Origin of the sequence: Neobacillus phoenicis (genome assembly GCF_047302305.1) — a bacterium.
GTDB lineage: Bacteria > Bacillota > Bacilli > Bacillales > Cytobacillaceae > Neobacillus.
In genome coordinates, this window is the sequence record NZ_CP154847.1 from 1030829 (window position 1) to 1047587 (window position 16759).

The following is a 16759-nucleotide window of genomic DNA, read 5'->3' on the forward strand; positions in this document are numbered from 1 at the left end:
TTTGGATACTCATCCTTCAAAAAAAATCTTATGATCGTTTTTTATTCTGGATAAAGCCAAAGTCAAAAAGAAAACTCAAGAAAAAGAGAAAAAAGGTTAAAAGGTAATGCTTTAGCACCACTACTGAAACAATATTATTAAGCAAAAATTAGATAGTTTGCTATTTTATGATGCTTAAAAAAGAATCGCCTTTTTTGATATTGATCTAACTGAGCAGGTTAGTAAAATAAAGGAAAAAGGTTAATGCGAATAGAATAATGCAAGATGATGAATATGAGGTGTTATTTTTAATGAAGATCACTGATTTGTGTGAAGCCTGTAAAATAAATGAAATTAATGTGGTAGAAACGTCTGATGATCCCAATCAGCCTTATAAATTATGCATTCATTGTCACGAAAGGCTATTAAACTATTCACTAAGACCTATCGAATGGTACAACCTAGCTGTTATCCATTCCCCTAATAAATTTTTATTACATGATGATTTTTACGAAGAAGACGGAGAGGCTAGTCAACCAGAAGAGGATGTACTTGTCATTAAAAACGATAAAGTACCAACCTTAAAGCAAGTTGAAAGTGATTTGGGGAGTTTATTGGATTTTTCTATAACGAGGTGGTTTCTTGAGGATGATGTCATTAAATCCTTACATAAACACGATAAACAAACAACTTTTAACTATGTAAAATCAAGGTTTTATGGAACAGAGAATGTCGAAGTAAAGTCCCGTATGTTGGAAATTGCAGCGGATGTTTTAGGTACCTCAGCTTCAGAATGGATAAGAGTACTTTGGAATAATATGGATGAAGAATTGTTTTACCCCATTTCTTGGGCGACAGCCAGTAGTCTACCAACCGAAGAGGGATTACATAATGTATTTGAAAAATTGAGATTGGTAAGTGAAAAAGAATTGCCGAGAGCGGCTTTTACCAGCCTCTACCGTTTCCGTTCCACCGTTATTCTTGATTGGATTGAATCCACGTGCACCGTTTTTAACGATCAGTGGGGAAGGCTGGCAGCTGTATGTTTCCCTACCTGGGAAAGAATGAAATTTTGGTTGAACGAAGGAAGACCTTTAAGTTTAATTGCACTCGATACAATGGCGAGCTGTGCTAAAGGATATGGAGACTATTATATTGAGCGACTTTCTCCCAAGATACTTGGGACCGACAAAAATGAGGTTGAACAAGTATTAAATGATTATTATCAAAAAGATGGTGTTCCTCGTGTCAAAATGAAAGTGGCTAGAATAATGGAGAACAAAGAAGAAATATTTGAATAAAATCGAATTATTTTCTTTAAACTCTTCACATTTCAACCTTTTACGATTTTTGTATGGAAAGACATAAGTCTGGAGATATAAGTAGAACTGAGGAAGAAAGAGAGTGTATTAGTAACTTAGAGGCGATTAGATTGATAAAAAATCTAGACATAATTACGGATCAGACGAAAAGTTTTTCAATGCATTCTGATATTAAGTTTATTGTTGGATTCTTTTTGAGCTTTCAAAGTGAATTTTCTGAAGGTTCTTCTGTACTTGATATCGAGTTTCTTATTGAAGTGGATGAAAGGCAATATGTTACCCGTATACGCTTCTATAATCCTGACAGTATCAAGTTTGAAAGTGGAGGGCCATTTCACCAAATTGACCTTGATATTCACGATATTAGGGATAGAGGTTGGGAAGAGAAGAAGTACGAAGTTATTGATTATGAAGAGAGTACTCTTCACTTTTATTGTTCGGAAATTGAAGTCATTTTTATTAAAGAAACGCATTATTTCATTTAGTTTTAAACTAGCGGGGCGGGATATGCAAATGAATTTAAATAAAATTAGAATCGTCGAAGTATCTAAAGATAAAATTGGAAGCTACATTAAACTGGACGTTCAGCTTCCAGATGGAGATTGTATCATTCGATGGGATTTAGATGAGCTGACTTATAAAAATATTAAGGAAGTTGTATCTAAAAAACATTTTGATTCACTTGCAATAGATAACCGATACGAGATTCGCCCCTATATTTCAACTTACCAGGAAAGACCAAACAGCCAACCATATTTCAAAGGAGTAATTAGTTGTATCCAAGGAAATCGAGTAGCAAGAGTTGAATTCCCCTGTTCGGAAAGATTTGCTGGAAATATGGAATGGTTCAGAAAAGAAGTAAAAAAGGTGGAAGATATAAAGCATTTATTTTGGGAGAATTTTCTTAAATGATCATTACTTCAATAGTTGAAAACGGACTAGATCTTTCTTTTACAAAATACGTTGTAGGAAAAAGGTGATTTTTTTATGAAAATACAAGTCAAACTAAATGCTATCATTGAGGAAATGGAATTAGCGTTTGAAGAGTCATGTTCATTATTAAATACAAAAACAGGTGAAATCGTCCTGCTTACGTCGGATGACTTGCGTGCTGCTGAAAATGAAGAACCCTTTGAAGACTTACCTGAGTGGCAACAAGAGAATAGAATGATTGCAATGGATGTGGTTGAGAACTTCGATGATTATTTAGAGTTACCTACAAAATACGATGTGAATGAATATGACATAATGGAAAACTTCTGTTTTACAGTTCGGGACCAACGAACGCAGGAACGCTTACTTAGGGCAATTAAGGGAAAGGATGCTTTTAGAAGGTTTAGAGAAAACCTAATTGATTTGGGCTTAGAAGAACATTGGTATTCCTATCGTTCTAAATGTTTCAAGGTAATAGCGATAGAATGGTGCCGGGAAAATAACATAGAATGTATTGTTGAATAAAGTTAATTATAATGAACCAGGCGATTCTTCATGAAGGGTCGTTCTTTCTCTTCCTTGAGTAAGACCAGCTTTCGAAAAAAGGGGACAGTCCCCCGTTGCTTTAAAGCAGCGGGGGACTGTCCCTGATTAGTATGTCAGGGGAAAAAGATGAGGGATGAGATTGCTGCGGTTTCATCCTTTTAATATGAAATATTTAGTGAAAAAACAAATAAATCAAAATATGTAATAATTTTCTTTTTTATTTTCGTGATTAGAAGTATAATAGTTTTTCTCATCAAGTGAAATCGTGGCTGAAAACGCAAAAGGACTGGAGTGATTTTCATGATTATTAATCAACGAGATTTCAATGTTAAAGGATTAGACTACGTGATTAGATCTGCTGTGGAAAGTGACGCAAGAGATTTGTCAGAATTAAGAGTAGACATTGATGGAGAGACGGAAAATATGGACAGAGAAAAGGGAGAGGCGTTCATAGACCAGGCCGGTTTTGAAAAGATTATTGAAACGGATACTAACCATCCTAGGCGCTTATTTTTAGTTGCAGAAGTGGACGGACGAATCGTAGGTTATTCAAGATGTGAAGGTCATGATTTAAAAAGGTTCTTACATAAAGTGGAGTATGGGTTAGGTGTTTTGAAAGATTTCTGGGGATATGGGATTGGAAAGAATCTAATGAAAGAAACCATTTCATGGGCTGACGCCAACGGCATTAAAAAAATAGTGTTAGCTGGTGTTGTGGAAACGAATGAAAATGCCATTGAACTGTATAAAAGGCTCGGCTTTGAAATTGAAGGTCTAATGAAAAATGACCGAATCCTTTCAGACGGAAAATACTATAACACTTATACCATGGGAAGATTTAAGAAATAGTTTTTGTTTTGGGGACAGTCCCCCTGCGCTTTAACGCAGCGGGGGACTGTCCCTGAGGGGGGATTATTATTCATCCGACAGAAATAATAGAGATTCTGATTATTGGTAGTATGATTGCGTCCATTTTAATTATCTCCCTATTCTTAAGAGGCAAATGGAGAAAAGTGGGTTGGTTGATAGCGGTTGTTGTATTAGTAGCCTATTGTCTATTTTTTGTAGCTCGCCCTTATTGGATTGATGCACAAATTGACCATAAAGTGAAATTATTGAGGCCCTACTTGAAGGAGCATTAACCCAGACGATGAATGGGCTATTTCCACGGTCCCTCATCGTGAAGACGGTTTTAAACATTTAAACCCATACATTATTAACGTTGTTTTTGATAGTGAACCCGAAGTGATCTATGGTTATCTTGTAGAAAGTAAGGACAATATCTACCAAGTTAGTTATACGACAAACAAGAGGTTAGGAGAATTAAAACATTTAGAAAAGAGGAATAAATAATTTTTGAGATACAACTTGAATGAAGGAGTGGAAAGGCCTAATTTCATAATGGTACAAGGACAAATTTTGACATCCTTTTTATTGATTTTAATATAAAAATCCTTTATTTCCTGGGACTCAGCACATTACTAATCAAACGTCCGATTAGTATCGAAAAAGATAGAAAAACAGTGAAATAGGTCATTTCCCAAGAAATTTATCTTATTTTGGAGAATCATATAAGGGGATATAATTAGATGCACGACAAATTTTTGAGGCTAATTTAGAGGGAAATCCCTCTGTAATGAGGTTTCTAGCAATCTTAATCAATCGTTTGAATAGTATAGCACATAGGGAATCATGACGATTACTGTAAACTAGTCAAAAAACAAAAGCCTAGCAAATGCTAGACTTCATAGATGTTGGGCGAATATTTGAAAGTATTTACAAAGTCAACGAGGCAAGTTTCGCAGATGTCAAATTTCCATATTTGTTCATCATAAATTGAACCATATCCAAAGGACAAAGAGAAGGATTGGAATTCTCCAAATTCCCAGCCATCTTCAGATATTTTTCTCGATTTTCCACATTTGTTGCACGTTATACCGGTAGCGACTTTTTTTGTTTCCGTTACTTTTATTTCTTCGTATTCTTTCATAAGATATCCATCTCCCATCCAATGATGTGATATGAGCCATCATCATTTTTTTCTCTTCTTCTAGAATATCCCTAGAATCACATCTTTTGCAAATTGAAATTTCATATGAAGTCTTGAGATTTAAGCCATAACAAATGGAAGTAGTAAATAATCAAAAGTAATTTTTGGGGACAGTCCCCCGCTGATTTAAAGCAGTGGGGGACTGTCCCCATTTTGTGTGTTTGAACTGATTTATATTTATTGTTGGTGTATAAACCAGGTGAACCAGCTATCTTATTGAATAAAAATTCTAAAAATTCTGTCGAAATCGTTTACTTTGTCATATAATTGTTATTTAATAGAGACGTATTTTATTTTTTTAAAAAAACTAGGGGGGTAGTGAAATGAGAAAGATTGTAAATAAGTCATTTCTATTTATTTCTATTCTTTTACTTGTTGCGCTAACAGCTTGTAGCGGCAATAGTAAAGAAACATCAGGAAAGGGCGATTCTAAAGACGGTGGACAAGCAAATGAAGCCGTGAAAGCCAAAATTGGAGTCATCTCGTATTTAAGCGGTCCTGGGGCGGCTTATGGGGAAGCGATTACAAGTGGTTTTAAGCTAGCGCAAAAAGAAATTAATGAAAAGGGCGATGTCAATATTGAACTTGTGATTGAAGACTCAGCTGGAAAGCAGGAACAGGCTTTGGCAGCAGCTCAAAAACTCATGAGTGATGATGACATTGTTGCTCTTTTAGGACCTACTTTAAGTACGGAAATGAATGTTGTCGGGCCTGAGGCGGACTTAAATGGAATTCCTATTATGGGAACTTCCACTACAGCTGTCGGAATTCCGCAAATTGGAGACTATGTTTTCAGAAATTCATTGCCTGAGGCACTTGCTATTCCAGCAGCTATTAAAAAAGCAGTCGATAAATACGGAGCGAAGAAGGTTGCCATCCTTTATGGTAATGATGATGTTTTTACAAAATCCGGATTTGATACGATGAAAAAACAAGCAGAGAAGATGGGACTTGATGTTTTAACGATTGAAACCTTCCAAAAAGGACAGTCAGACTATAATGCTCAATTAACGAAAATCAAGGGACTGAAACCCGATTTGATTTTATGCTCGGCCCTTTATAATGAAGGCGCCGTCATCATGGACCAGGCCAGAAAAATGGGTATTGATGTTCCTTTTGTTGGAGGAAATGGCTTTAACTCGCCACAGGTCCTTGACATTGCTGGAAAAGCTTCTGAGGGATTAATTGTTGCGACTCCATGGTTTGCCGAAAAAGATGATCCGAAAGTAAAAGAATTTGTTCAAAAATTTGAAGCAGCTTATGGCAAGAAACCAGACCAATTTGCTGCCCAAGCCTATGATGCCCTATATATTTATGCAGAAGCTCTGAAGAATGCAGGCGAAGCTGACAGGGATGCATTTCGCGATTCACTTGCTAATATCAAAGACTTAGAAGGTGTACTTGGTAAATTCTCCTTTGATAAAGATGGAGACGTTGTCATGGATCCAATAGTCCTAATCATCAAAGACGGCAAGTTTCAATTGTTTGAATAAAAAATTTGAGTAAAAGGGTGAGACGTCTTGCTTTTAGAGCAGCTAATTAACGGAATCACACTAGGAAGCATCTATGCCATCGTTGCTCTTGGCTTCACACTAGTTTTTGGGGTCCTTGGCATTATAAATATGGCACATGGTGAAATCTTTATGTTTGGAGCTTTTATAGGAGTAATTGTTACAAGTACGATGGGCTGGCCGCTTTGGGTAGCATTTGTCGCCGCCATCATTTTAACAGGCATTTTGGGATATATGCTTGAGCGCTTTGCTTTACGTCCATTGCGTGGGAAGCAAGGCGTCTCACACCTTGCTCCATTAATCAGTACGATCGGGGTATCGATTTTACTTGAAAATCTCTCGCATCACTTATTCGGTGCAGGAAATCATCCTTTCAGTAATGCGTTTGCTGAGATTCATTTCCAAATCGGCTCTATCACCATTTATGTTGTTCAAATCCTAATTTTTGTCATATCCGTTGTTTTAATGATGGCCCTTTCGTATTGGCTTTCAAAAACAAGGGCAGGGAAAGCGCTCCGTGCAACAGCAGAAAATCTGGAGACGGCTAGTATTCTGGGAGTAAATACAAAACGAATCATTACGTTAACGGTTATTATTGCATCAGCAATGGGAGGGATTGCTGGAATTTTAGTAGGTATGGCTTTCAACTCCGTTAACCCACAAATGGGATTATCAATGGGACTTAAGGGGCTGGCCATTATCATATTAGGTGGAATGGGAAATGTGAAAGGCGCCATGGCAGGGGGATTGATTCTTGGATTGTCCGAGACGTTGGTTGTTGCCTACGGAGATTCAGGATATCGTGATGCCATTGCCTTTATCACCATCATCATTATCCTTTTGTTAAGACCTCAAGGGCTTTTTGGACAAAAGACAGCTGGAATAGGGAGGTGATGGCATGCTTGGAGAATTAATTAATCCCTACTACTTACAAGTTGCTTCCTTTATTTTGATCAATATTATTCTCGGCTTAAGCATATATGTTACGCTTTCTTCTGGACAACTCTCATTAGGAAATGCCGGGTTTATGGGAATTGGAGCCTATACATCTGCCTTATTAACCATTAACTACAATGTTCCCATCATCATTGGGATCATTGCAGGGGCAGTGGTTGCGGGGATCGTCGGAATTCTTATTGGAATTCCCTCACTCCGATTAACTGGTGTTTATTTGGCCATAGCAACCCTGGGCTTTGGGGAAGTCATCCGAGTCTTCTTTGTAAACTGGGAATCTATTACGAGAGGTGCCATTGGTATTTCGGGTATTCCTCAAATCGGAAGAGAGTTATTCGGAGTTTTTCGAGAGGCTGGATTTGACCCAAGTACGATCGGCTTAAGAAATAATCAATTTGTCTATATACTAGTCCTTATCATTTTGTTACTTATTACCCTTTTCCTTATTTGGTTTTTGATCAGACAAAGCAAATCCCGTGTTGGACGAGCCTTCGCATCGATCAAAATGGATGAAAAAGCCGCAGAAGCGATGGGAATAAATATTACTTATTATAAAGTTTTATCCTTTGCACAAGGTGCTGTTCTATCCGGTTTTGCCGGAGCGTTATTTGCTCATGTCATGGGATTTATTAGTCCAGCGGATTTCTCCTATCATCGCGCTGTCGAAATCTTGATTTTTGCCATATTTGGAGGCAGTGAAGTCATTTGGGGGTCTATATTTGGAGCGACTTTTATGACTATTATGCCAGAAGCGCTCCGATTTATTAGTGAGTACCGGTACGTCATTTATGGTCTTATACTTATCCTCATGATGGCATTCCGTCCTCAAGGATTAATCGATGTATCATTTGTGCAAGGGTTTAAAAAGAGAAAGCTGTCAAAAAGGGGTGCCGATCATGGTTCTAAAAATCAAAAACATATCTAAAAACTTTGGCGGCATCTCCGCTTTAACCGATGTTACTTTTTCTATTGAGGAAGGGGAAATCTACGGTCTCATAGGTCCAAACGGTGCAGGGAAAACGACGATGTTTAATGTCATAACCAATATGTTTCCGCCGTCTTCCGGAGAGATTAGCTTTCTTGAAAAAAAAATAACTGGGCTCAAACCCTACAAAATTACCGATAAGGGGATTTGTCGCACATTTCAAAATATCCGCCTTTTCTCTCAAATGACGGCTTTAGAAAATGTATTGGTTGGTGGGCATTCCCGCAGTAAGTCAGGAGTATTCAGCGGCGTTTTTCGGACAAAGTCGCAGCGCCATGAAGAAGAAAAACTGCATCAAACCGCAAAGGAACTCCTTGAGTTGGTGGGTTTAACCCCTTATGAAGATGTTGCGGCAGAAAATTTAGCCTATGGTCAGCAAAGAAGGCTTGAAATTGCCAGAGCGTTAGCAAGTAAACCGCGGCTATTATTGTTGGATGAGCCGGCTGCAGGGATGAATGAAACCGAAACCGAAGAGTTAGTTTATTTAATTCAAAAAGTCCAACAAAGAGGGATTACCGTCCTGTTAATTGAGCATGACATGCCTCTTGTTATGAAACTGTGCGACCGAATTACCGTATTAAACTTTGGGAAGAAACTTGCTGAAGGAACACCTGAGGAAATTCAAAACAATCAAGCGGTTATTGAAGCCTACCTCGGAAAAGAGGAGGAAGATGATATTGCTTAAAGTATCTGGAATTGCGACTTTTTATGGGAAAATTCAGGCGCTAAAAGGAGTCAGTCTTGAGGTGGAACAAGGGAAGATTGTAACCATCCTTGGTGCCAATGGAGCCGGAAAAACGACTACCATGAAAACCATAGCAGGTTTATTAAAGCCGAAGCAGGGATCTGTTGAGTTTTTTGGAGAAGATATTACAGGTTTCAGGCCTGACCAGCTTGTTAAAAAGGGAATTGCTCTTGTTCCTGAGGGTAGAGCGATTCTATCGAGTATGACGGTGATGGAAAACCTTGAAATGGGAGCTTACCATCGAAATGATAAAGAGATTGGAAAAGATATTGAAGATGTCATGAAGCACTTCCCGATTTTGAAAGAAAGAAAGAATCAGTTAGGTGGAACCCTTTCTGGAGGGCAACAACAAATGCTGGCTATAGCAAGGGCATTACTTTCCCGGCCAAAACTATTACTTCTAGATGAGCCTTCTATGGGACTTGCTCCTTTAATTGTAGCGGATATCTTTAGGATTATAAAAGAAATAAAAGATACTGGTACAACCGTGCTACTTGTTGAACAAAACGCAAGGCAAGCTCTGAAGGTCGCTGACTATGGGTACGTTTTGGAAACCGGAAAAGTCATTATTAGCGGAAAAGCAGAAACTCTTTTAAAAGACCCTAGAATCGTAGAAGCATACCTTGGAAGAAGATCAAGTTAGAGAACCAGGGGGGATGGTTTTAGAAAACAAGAAAACCGCCCTTTGCAGGAGAGAAGTGATCCCACACTTCTCTCTTTTTTATGGGGGTCAGTCCCCCGCTGCGGTAAGGCAGCGAGGGACTGACCCTTCAAAAAACTTGCATAATTATGTACTTATCAACAAAGAATAAGATATATATATATTTGAGCAAAAATTGCGGTGGTCAAGATGACAGTTATTAGCGAAGCATCAGATGTTCTAGAAAACAATATACAAAGTTTAAATACTATTTTAGGGAAGAGTTCTGATTTTCAAGTAAGAAAAATTTATTTGACAGGTATAGATAAGAAAGCAGCAGTTCTATTCATCGATGAGATTATTGATTCGACAGATGTTCAACGCTCCATTATCGAACCTCTATTAACATACTCCCTACCTCATTGTAAAGCGGATGAGGAACTGCTTGCTTTTCTGGAATCTGCGGTCATTCAATCGAAAACTATTGCACGTGTGGAAGATGTGACGCATGCTTCAACTGAGTTGTTAGCAGGCAAGACTCTAATTATGGTGGAAGGAATCCATACATTCCTCTCGGCCGATACAACCAAGTGGAACGGACGCAGCATAGCAAGCCCGAAAGGACAACGGGTGGCTAAAGGCCCTGATGTTGGTTTCTCCGAAAATAGAAGTACAAACATCTCTCTCGTTCGAAAGATTATTAAAAATCCTAATGTAAGAGTAACTACCAAACAGTATGGAACAAACACCCATACAGACGTATCAGTCATGTACATTGAAAACATAGTGGATCAACAAGTGCTAGAGACTATCTTTGCACGCCTAGAAAACCTGCAGTTGGATGCAGTGCTGGAAGCGAATTACATTGAGATGGTTCTGACGAAGGAGTCCAAGACTTTTTTTCCACTCATGCTTAATACAGATAGACCAGATGTAGTAGCTGGCGAAATGCTGGAAGGAAAAATTGCCATCTTTGTAGATGGTTCTCCTTATGTTCTTATTGCTCCTGCGGTCCTCATTCAATTTTTTCAAACACCGGAGGACTATTATCAAGGTAATACAGGTTTAACTAATCTACGCCTCATTCGTTTTTCTCTTTTTATTTTATCAATGTATATTCCAGGGATGTATGTAGCGTTTGTGACCTACCATGCAAACTTGTTACCGTTAAAACTGTTAGTGGGTTTTGTTGCTCAACGAGAATTGGTCCCATTTCCAACCTCGTTAGAAGTAACTATTTTGCTAATTGTACTTATTGCCATTAACGAAAGTTCCACTCGATTACCTCAAAATCTTTCTATTACAGTGTCCATTTTTGGGGGGATCATATTGGGACAGTCTGTAATAGAATCGCAATTGGTAGAATCTCCTACCTTAGTTGTAGTTAGTGTTACCTATATTTTCTTAAGTGTTGTCCCTATTCTTAAACTGCGAATAGTGGCAACCAATGTTACACTTTGTTTTACTGCCAGTGGCGCAGCTCTTGGCTTTTATGGAATCGCCTTAATGTCCCTAGTATTATTGCTTCATCTTTGCGCTTTGCGTAGCTTTGGCATACCTTATTTATCTCCTTTTGCACCACTTGTTGCTCATGATTTAAAAGACAGCGCCATTCAACTCTCACAAGAGGAAATGACAAACGATGAATCTCAAGTCACGAAGGAAGAAATGATTGAAGAGACAGATAAAGTGTAACCAAAAGGAGAAGCTTATGCTAAGGAAATCAGCTATAACCATCTATCTAGTAATTGGATTAATCATCGCCTTAATGGTAAGTAAACAGGTACAGGACAGTATGCTAAATAAAATCAGAATTGTTTCCGCGATTGGGATCGATAAAAGTAAGAGAGGATACATCGTTAGCATACAAAAATTTAATCCAGCTGCCTTTAGCAAAGAAGGAGCAACTGAAATAGGTGCGTATACGTACAATGCAGAAGGGAGAACTATCCCTGAAGCCATTGAACGTATTCAAAATAAACTATCACGAAATCTCTTCCTAGATACTACGCTAGTGGTTGTTATAGGGGAATCATTAGTAAAGACCGAAGGAATTTCCTCCCTTTCCCATTACTTTATGCGGGAAACCAATTTGCCTGCCAATATAAGGTTTGTCATAGCTAAGGGGGTAAAAGCCGATCAACTGCTTCAAATCATTACGCCTGTTCAAAAAAATTCAGGAATCAGAATGGAAGAAATGCTTAATAGAAAACAAGAATCCTGGGGGCATCTTTCTGATATTACTGCCAACAAAATAAAGGAAAGGTTAAATCAGAATAGAACGGAAGTAACCATCCCCTATATCACCATTAAAGGTCATTCCTCAAAAGGAATGTCGAAAACCAATGTTGAAAAAGTTGCTCCAGATGCTGTACCGGCAATCGAGGGATTGGCCGTTTTTAAAAATCAAAAATTTTCGTATTGGCTTTCTTCGTTGGAAAGTAACTTATACGCGTTAACTCAAGCAAAAATAAAGGATACTTCTTTGGTAACGAAATGCGGAAAAAAGTCTGGATTTGTTACCTGGAAAGACGTTCAAAGCAAACCCGTTATTCATGTACAAGACAAAAAGGGAGTTCCATCCTTCCTTCTTCAGCTTCAAGTAAAAGGAAAGTTGTCTGATGTATCTTGTAATATAGACACTTCTACTGTCAAAGCCGTTATCTCATTGCAACATGATGCAGAACATGAACTTCAAAAGCAGATTAAACAGCTCTTGGAAAAAACGCAGAATAAAAAAACCGATATAGATGGATTTGGTGAAGTTTTGTTTCGAAAACAACCAGATAGGTGGAACAGGGTAAAAAACAATTGGGAATCAGTCTATTCAACCGTACAAATTCGAACAAAAGTGAAGTTTGAACTTTTAGATGTGGGGGATATTTCATCGTCATTAAAATAGACTCTGTGGATGGAAGGGAATCGATAGGATGAAGGTTAAACTTGCTCCAGTGGAATTATTCTCCTTAATGATCAACTTTTTGCTTGGAAGCGCGATTGTCGTAGGATGGAACTTCCAACCGAAACAAGATGTTTGGATCAGTATCTTGTTATCGTTAGGGTTTGGAGTGGGAATTTTTTATTTTTATCTCCTGCTTCACTCATTAGGAAAATGGGGAAATTTAATTCAACTCTTAGAACTAGGATTTGGAAAGTGGATATCCAAACTACTTGGATTTATTTATTGTCTATACTTTTTATACATTGCAGGCAGAGTGTTGAAAGATTTTTCTTTTTTCATCGGTCAAGTGCTATTTATCAATATTCCTTTTTGGATTATATCTTTCACGTTTCTTCTGGTGGTGTCTTATAGTTGTTTTGTTGGCATCGAAGCTACAGCAAGAAGCTCACTGATTTTATGTGTATTTACATGTGTTATTATTTTGGTACTCATGGTATTTGGATACCTATCTCCTCATTTTGAACTCAGCCGTTTAACTCCAGTATTTCGGACGAGCTGGAAGCAGATACTCTCTTCCATTTTCCCAACCGGCTTAACTTTTCCGTATGGAGAGCTTATCGTATTTACCATGATTTTTCCGTATGTAAACAATAGGAAAGCGTTACGAAAATACGGTTGGATTGCTGTGTGTACTACAGGAATGTTACTACTTGTAGCCGGAGAAATGATATTGGGCTTATTAAGCCCAGAAACCGTCAACTTGTATGTATTTCCTTTTGTGAAGGCTGTGGAGCTAAACGTCGTCACAGATTTCCTGCCACACTTAGAGGCTTTTACGGTCATACTTAATCTTATAGGGGGATTTATTAAAATTTCTGTATTTATGTACGGTGGATTCATGATTCTTGCTCAAATGTTTCCAAAGGCAAAGCGGAATCGTCAAATTCTAACTGCAACCATCCTCACTTTTTTATGTGCATTTATATTATCAAAAAACATCATTCAACACTTATTCATTGGATTGAAAATCGTTCCACTCTATATGCACATTCCCTTACAACTAATCGTCCCATTCATTTTAGTTATCAGTTTGATTATAAAGAAGTACATAAGTAAAAAACAGGGGGACAGTCCCCCGCCGCTTTAACGCATTAGATGGCCGGGGGACAGTCCCCCTCCTTTAATTTCCTTTGAATAGGGAGGAATAATATGTTTTAATTAACAGATAGGTTGGCCATAGAGGCGGTTCTGGTGGTTTTTGACCTTTACGAGGTGTTTTTTTTACGTTGTAAGAAAGCATAAAATTCGACTTCGAGAATTGTCCAGCTCCAGCGCCTAGCCCCTCGGGTCAAATAACCTTCTGCAATAAAAGTCAAAGAGCGACTTATCTTGCAGAAGAACATTTGCCTGTCGGAGCTGATCAAGGCGCTTGCGCTTTTCGTTTGAACTACGAGAACTGTTCCTGTGGATAGAAAGGCCCAACTTTTACAAAGTTGGGTCTATCAGTTTTTTAAAAAATTAAATTTCTTTAGATTCATAGCAAACTAGAATGTAATACAGCAAGAAAGAAGGATTTCAAATGAATGGTACACAGATTGATAAAAAAACACAAGACGCTTTACTTAGTGCGTTACATAATGCAAAGGCACATAGTCGACAGATGCAAATCAAACGAGAAAAGCAGCTTTGGAAAGAAATCAAAACGCCTTGCAACCTTATTGATGTTTTAAACTTACTTAAGAAGACGGAATTGGATGATATTCGTAAAAAACTGGAATTTAAAGGGATGAGTTCACTCAATAAGGGTGCGTTAGCTAATGAACTGGCTCGATTAATCCCTATTCAATTTAAAAACATTCTATTAACTCTTGATAAAGAGAGATACGATCTCATTCATGAGATTGTTAGCAACGGTAAATATTCCATTTTAAATAGAGAGTTTCCTATTTCAAAGATTGTAGTACTCATGGAATGAGGGATTATTTTCCCTGGGTTGGATCAGGGTCAAAAGTTCCTAACCATGCCTTCTGAGCTTACAGATCTTTTTTCAAAAATAGATGGACCTGAGCTAAAGAATATTATTCGTCGGAATACCGAGTGGATCCGCCTCACACATGGGATGCTATATTATTACGGGGTTATGGATACGTCGGAAATTCTAGAGAGAATTCGTAGGCTGACTATGCAAAAAATCGATGTTTTGGACTACTTAAATGTTATTTCTGTTGCTAGTGAATATTATGAGCAAGCAAGATTTTCGTCGAATGGGGTTAGTCTTGAAGATGACCGGGTATTTGAGACCGATGAAATTATCGAGGAACATAACAAGAGAGCTAGTATCGATTTTTATCCTTTTACAAAGGAACAGTTGTTAAAAGCTGGAGAAACTGGTTATATTGATCGAACTCCTGCTATGGAAAAGTTCCTAGGTTTCCTATTAGAGCATTATGATTTAACCCCAATGGAAACAGAAGATATGGCCATGGAGTTAATCAATATCATCAATATGGATGACCATTCGTGGATGATGAAGTACTTAAATTCCCGTTTGGAGTTCCCAACCTTTGAATTCGTACAGGAGATCACGGCGTTGGTAATGGAGTTTTATAACCAGACTCGCATGTGGGCACTAAAAGGATATGCCCCTTCAGAATTGGCTCAAGAAGAGAAGAAGCACTTGCTTCCATTACCATCTGTTGATGAGAATAAAAAAGTAGGTCGTAATGATCCGTGCCCTTGTGGAAGCGGGAAGAAATATAAGAAGTGTTGTGGAAATTAAGAGGTGGTATGGGGACAGTCCCCCAGCGCTTTAGCGCAGTGGGGGACTGTCCCCACTTTTTTTTTCAATCTGTAAAACTTTTCTTCAAGATAAACGTCTAAACATCAAGGCTCTTAAAAAGGGGGATGAAGGTGTCGGATATACGAAATAGAGAGATATTGAGATGGTATGAGGAGTTTAACGAACCTCTTTTTAAGTATATTTTTATGATGATACAGGATTACCAGCAAGCGGAAGATTTACGGCACGAGGTCTTTTTGAAGGCCTATGTTCATTATGATTCCTTTCGGCGTCAATCCAACCCAAAAACGTGGCTTTATAGTATTGCGCATAATATCACCATTGATTTTATCCGAAAGCGGAAGCCGATCTTACTTTTGAAAGAAGCGTTTTTGTTTAAGAAGGATCCGAATCCGTTACCTGAAGACCGGATTCAAATGAAAGAGAGCGCCTATGAACTTTATCGAGCATTAGGGGCCATTAAAGATTCCTATAGGGAAGTAATTATCTTGCGGAAAATTAAAGAGTTTTCGATTGAGGAAACAGCGGAGATTTTAGGCTGGTCTGATAGTAAGGTGAAATCTACTCTTTTTCGTGCCATTCCTGTATTGGAGAAGCAACTGTTAAAGGAGGGGTATCTGCTTGAAGAAACCATATAAGGGGAGTATATTGGATAGCGAGTTAGCTCATTTAGAGACAGATATCGTATGGAAAAACGGCCAAAGTGATGAAATGAAAGAGCGATTGATAAGGGATTTACATAAGCTTTCCGACAAAACCAGGAGAAATAAAGTTTTTGCATTTCCTGTAAGGGTGTGTGTAGCGGCTGCCGTGATAGTTATAGCCTTTGTTCTTGTCAAACAGGAAGATTTCAATGGTAGCCATTCATCCCGCAGCTCGTATCCTGAAGGGATCAACACTTTCGAGCAACCTGCACAAAATAAAGATGTCTCCGTTTCTTTTTCAAGGGAAGAGCAAGATTTGATCGAAAAAGGTAACAGCGATCAGGAACGCTTTTTAACAGAAGAAGCGGTGATTCCGTCTACGGTTATCCTTCCTTCGATTGCAGGAGGAGAACTAGAGATTGCTGCAACGAAGAGTCAGGGGCGGGTTCTAGCGAGTGTCACTTACCTTGTAAAAGGTGGAAAATCCTTATCTATTGAAACGGCTATTAATCAACATGGTTCTGCGAAACGGGCTTATGATTTGTTGGTAAAAAGGTATTCCGGTTTTAGCTCTTTGTTAACCATTGGAGGTCACCAGGCCATCTTGATAAAACCTGTTGAAGCAGATGGGCGCCATCAGTTAATTTTGGTCAGTGATGGATATATCTATTCTATTTCGGGTGGAGAAAGTAGTGACGATGTGATAAAACTGGCTGAATCTATCCATTTTATTAATTAATTTAAAAAG

The 16759-nt window shown here is 38.2% G+C and carries 18 protein-coding genes; 17 read left to right on the forward strand and 1 reads right to left on the reverse strand.

What is annotated here, in order from left to right; all coding sequences use genetic code 11:
• Positions 1-290: 290 nt before the first annotated feature.
• The 5 genes from AA0X95_RS05475 (at position 291) to AA0X95_RS05495 (ending at position 3629) form a co-directional block, all read left to right on the forward strand.
• On the forward strand, positions 291-1280 hold the full coding sequence (locus AA0X95_RS05475) for a hypothetical protein (protein ID WP_413306290.1): 990 nt from the start codon (positions 291-293) through the stop codon (positions 1278-1280).
• A 131-nt stretch (positions 1281-1411) separates the two neighbouring features.
• Positions 1412-1786: a hypothetical protein gene (locus tag AA0X95_RS05480; RefSeq protein ID WP_413306293.1), complete on the forward strand. Its 375-nt coding sequence runs from the start codon at positions 1412-1414 to the stop codon at positions 1784-1786.
• Between the two features lie 22 nt (positions 1787-1808).
• Positions 1809-2213 carry a hypothetical protein gene (locus AA0X95_RS05485; protein ID WP_413306295.1) on the forward strand — a complete coding sequence of 135 codons (405 nt, stop codon included), beginning with the start codon at positions 1809-1811 and terminating at the stop codon, positions 2211-2213.
• A 75-nt stretch (positions 2214-2288) separates the two neighbouring features.
• Positions 2289-2759: a UPF0158 family protein gene (locus AA0X95_RS05490; protein WP_413306297.1), complete on the forward strand. Its 471-nt coding sequence runs from the start codon at positions 2289-2291 to the stop codon at positions 2757-2759.
• A gap of 321 nt (positions 2760-3080) precedes the next feature.
• A complete protein-coding gene (locus tag AA0X95_RS05495; protein ID WP_413306300.1) occupies positions 3081-3629 on the forward strand; it encodes an N-acetyltransferase family protein in 549 nt (182 codons plus the stop codon).
• Between the two features lie 889 nt (positions 3630-4518).
• Here AA0X95_RS05495 and AA0X95_RS05500 read toward each other — a convergent pair.
• Positions 4519-4770 carry a hypothetical protein gene (locus AA0X95_RS05500; protein ID WP_413306303.1) on the reverse strand — a complete coding sequence of 84 codons (252 nt, stop codon included), beginning with the start codon at positions 4768-4770 and terminating at the stop codon, positions 4519-4521.
• Between the two features lie 383 nt (positions 4771-5153).
• Between AA0X95_RS05500 and AA0X95_RS05505 the strand changes: the two genes are divergently transcribed.
• The 12 genes from AA0X95_RS05505 (at position 5154) to AA0X95_RS05560 (ending at position 16750) form a co-directional block, all read left to right on the forward strand.
• Positions 5154-6323: an ABC transporter substrate-binding protein gene (locus AA0X95_RS05505; protein WP_413306305.1), complete on the forward strand. Its 1170-nt coding sequence runs from the start codon at positions 5154-5156 to the stop codon at positions 6321-6323.
• 27 nt (positions 6324-6350) lie between these two features.
• Positions 6351-7235: a branched-chain amino acid ABC transporter permease gene (locus AA0X95_RS05510; protein WP_413306307.1), complete on the forward strand. Its 885-nt coding sequence runs from the start codon at positions 6351-6353 to the stop codon at positions 7233-7235.
• Positions 7236-7239: 4 nt separating this feature from the next.
• On the forward strand, positions 7240-8220 hold the full coding sequence (locus AA0X95_RS05515) for a branched-chain amino acid ABC transporter permease (protein WP_413306310.1): 981 nt from the start codon (positions 7240-7242) through the stop codon (positions 8218-8220).
• Entirely contained in the window at positions 8192-8965 is a 774-nt protein-coding gene (locus AA0X95_RS05520; protein ID WP_413306313.1) for an ABC transporter ATP-binding protein, read from the forward strand. Before AA0X95_RS05515 ends, AA0X95_RS05520 begins: the two co-directional genes overlap by 29 nt.
• Positions 8958-9668 (forward strand): ABC transporter ATP-binding protein, encoded by a 711-nt coding sequence (locus AA0X95_RS05525; protein WP_413306315.1) that lies wholly within the window; start codon positions 8958-8960, stop codon positions 9666-9668. Before AA0X95_RS05520 ends, AA0X95_RS05525 begins: the two co-directional genes overlap by 8 nt.
• Positions 9669-9875: 207 nt before the next feature.
• Positions 9876-11360, forward strand: coding sequence for a spore germination protein (locus tag AA0X95_RS05530; protein ID WP_413306318.1), 1485 nt, complete (start codon positions 9876-9878; stop codon positions 11358-11360).
• Positions 11361-11376: 16 nt separating this feature from the next.
• Positions 11377-12567 carry a Ger(x)C family spore germination protein gene (locus tag AA0X95_RS05535; protein WP_413306321.1) on the forward strand — a complete coding sequence of 397 codons (1191 nt, stop codon included), beginning with the start codon at positions 11377-11379 and terminating at the stop codon, positions 12565-12567.
• 28 nt (positions 12568-12595) lie between these two features.
• Positions 12596-13714 (forward strand): GerAB/ArcD/ProY family transporter, encoded by a 1119-nt coding sequence (locus AA0X95_RS05540; RefSeq protein ID WP_413306324.1) that lies wholly within the window; start codon positions 12596-12598, stop codon positions 13712-13714.
• 432 nt (positions 13715-14146) lie between these two features.
• Positions 14147-14542 carry a hypothetical protein gene (locus AA0X95_RS05545; RefSeq protein WP_413306327.1) on the forward strand — a complete coding sequence of 132 codons (396 nt, stop codon included), beginning with the start codon at positions 14147-14149 and terminating at the stop codon, positions 14540-14542.
• Between the two features lie 18 nt (positions 14543-14560).
• On the forward strand, positions 14561-15346 hold the full coding sequence (locus tag AA0X95_RS05550; protein WP_413306329.1) for an SEC-C metal-binding domain-containing protein: 786 nt from the start codon (positions 14561-14563) through the stop codon (positions 15344-15346).
• 125 nt (positions 15347-15471) lie between these two features.
• Positions 15472-16005 carry an RNA polymerase sigma factor gene (locus AA0X95_RS05555; RefSeq protein ID WP_413306331.1) on the forward strand — a complete coding sequence of 178 codons (534 nt, stop codon included), beginning with the start codon at positions 15472-15474 and terminating at the stop codon, positions 16003-16005.
• The gene (locus AA0X95_RS05560; RefSeq protein ID WP_413306333.1) at positions 15989-16750 is read left to right on the forward strand and encodes a hypothetical protein; all 762 of its coding nucleotides are present in this window, start codon (positions 15989-15991) and stop codon (positions 16748-16750) included. Before AA0X95_RS05555 ends, AA0X95_RS05560 begins: the two co-directional genes overlap by 17 nt.
• Positions 16751-16759: the final 9 nt, after the last annotated feature.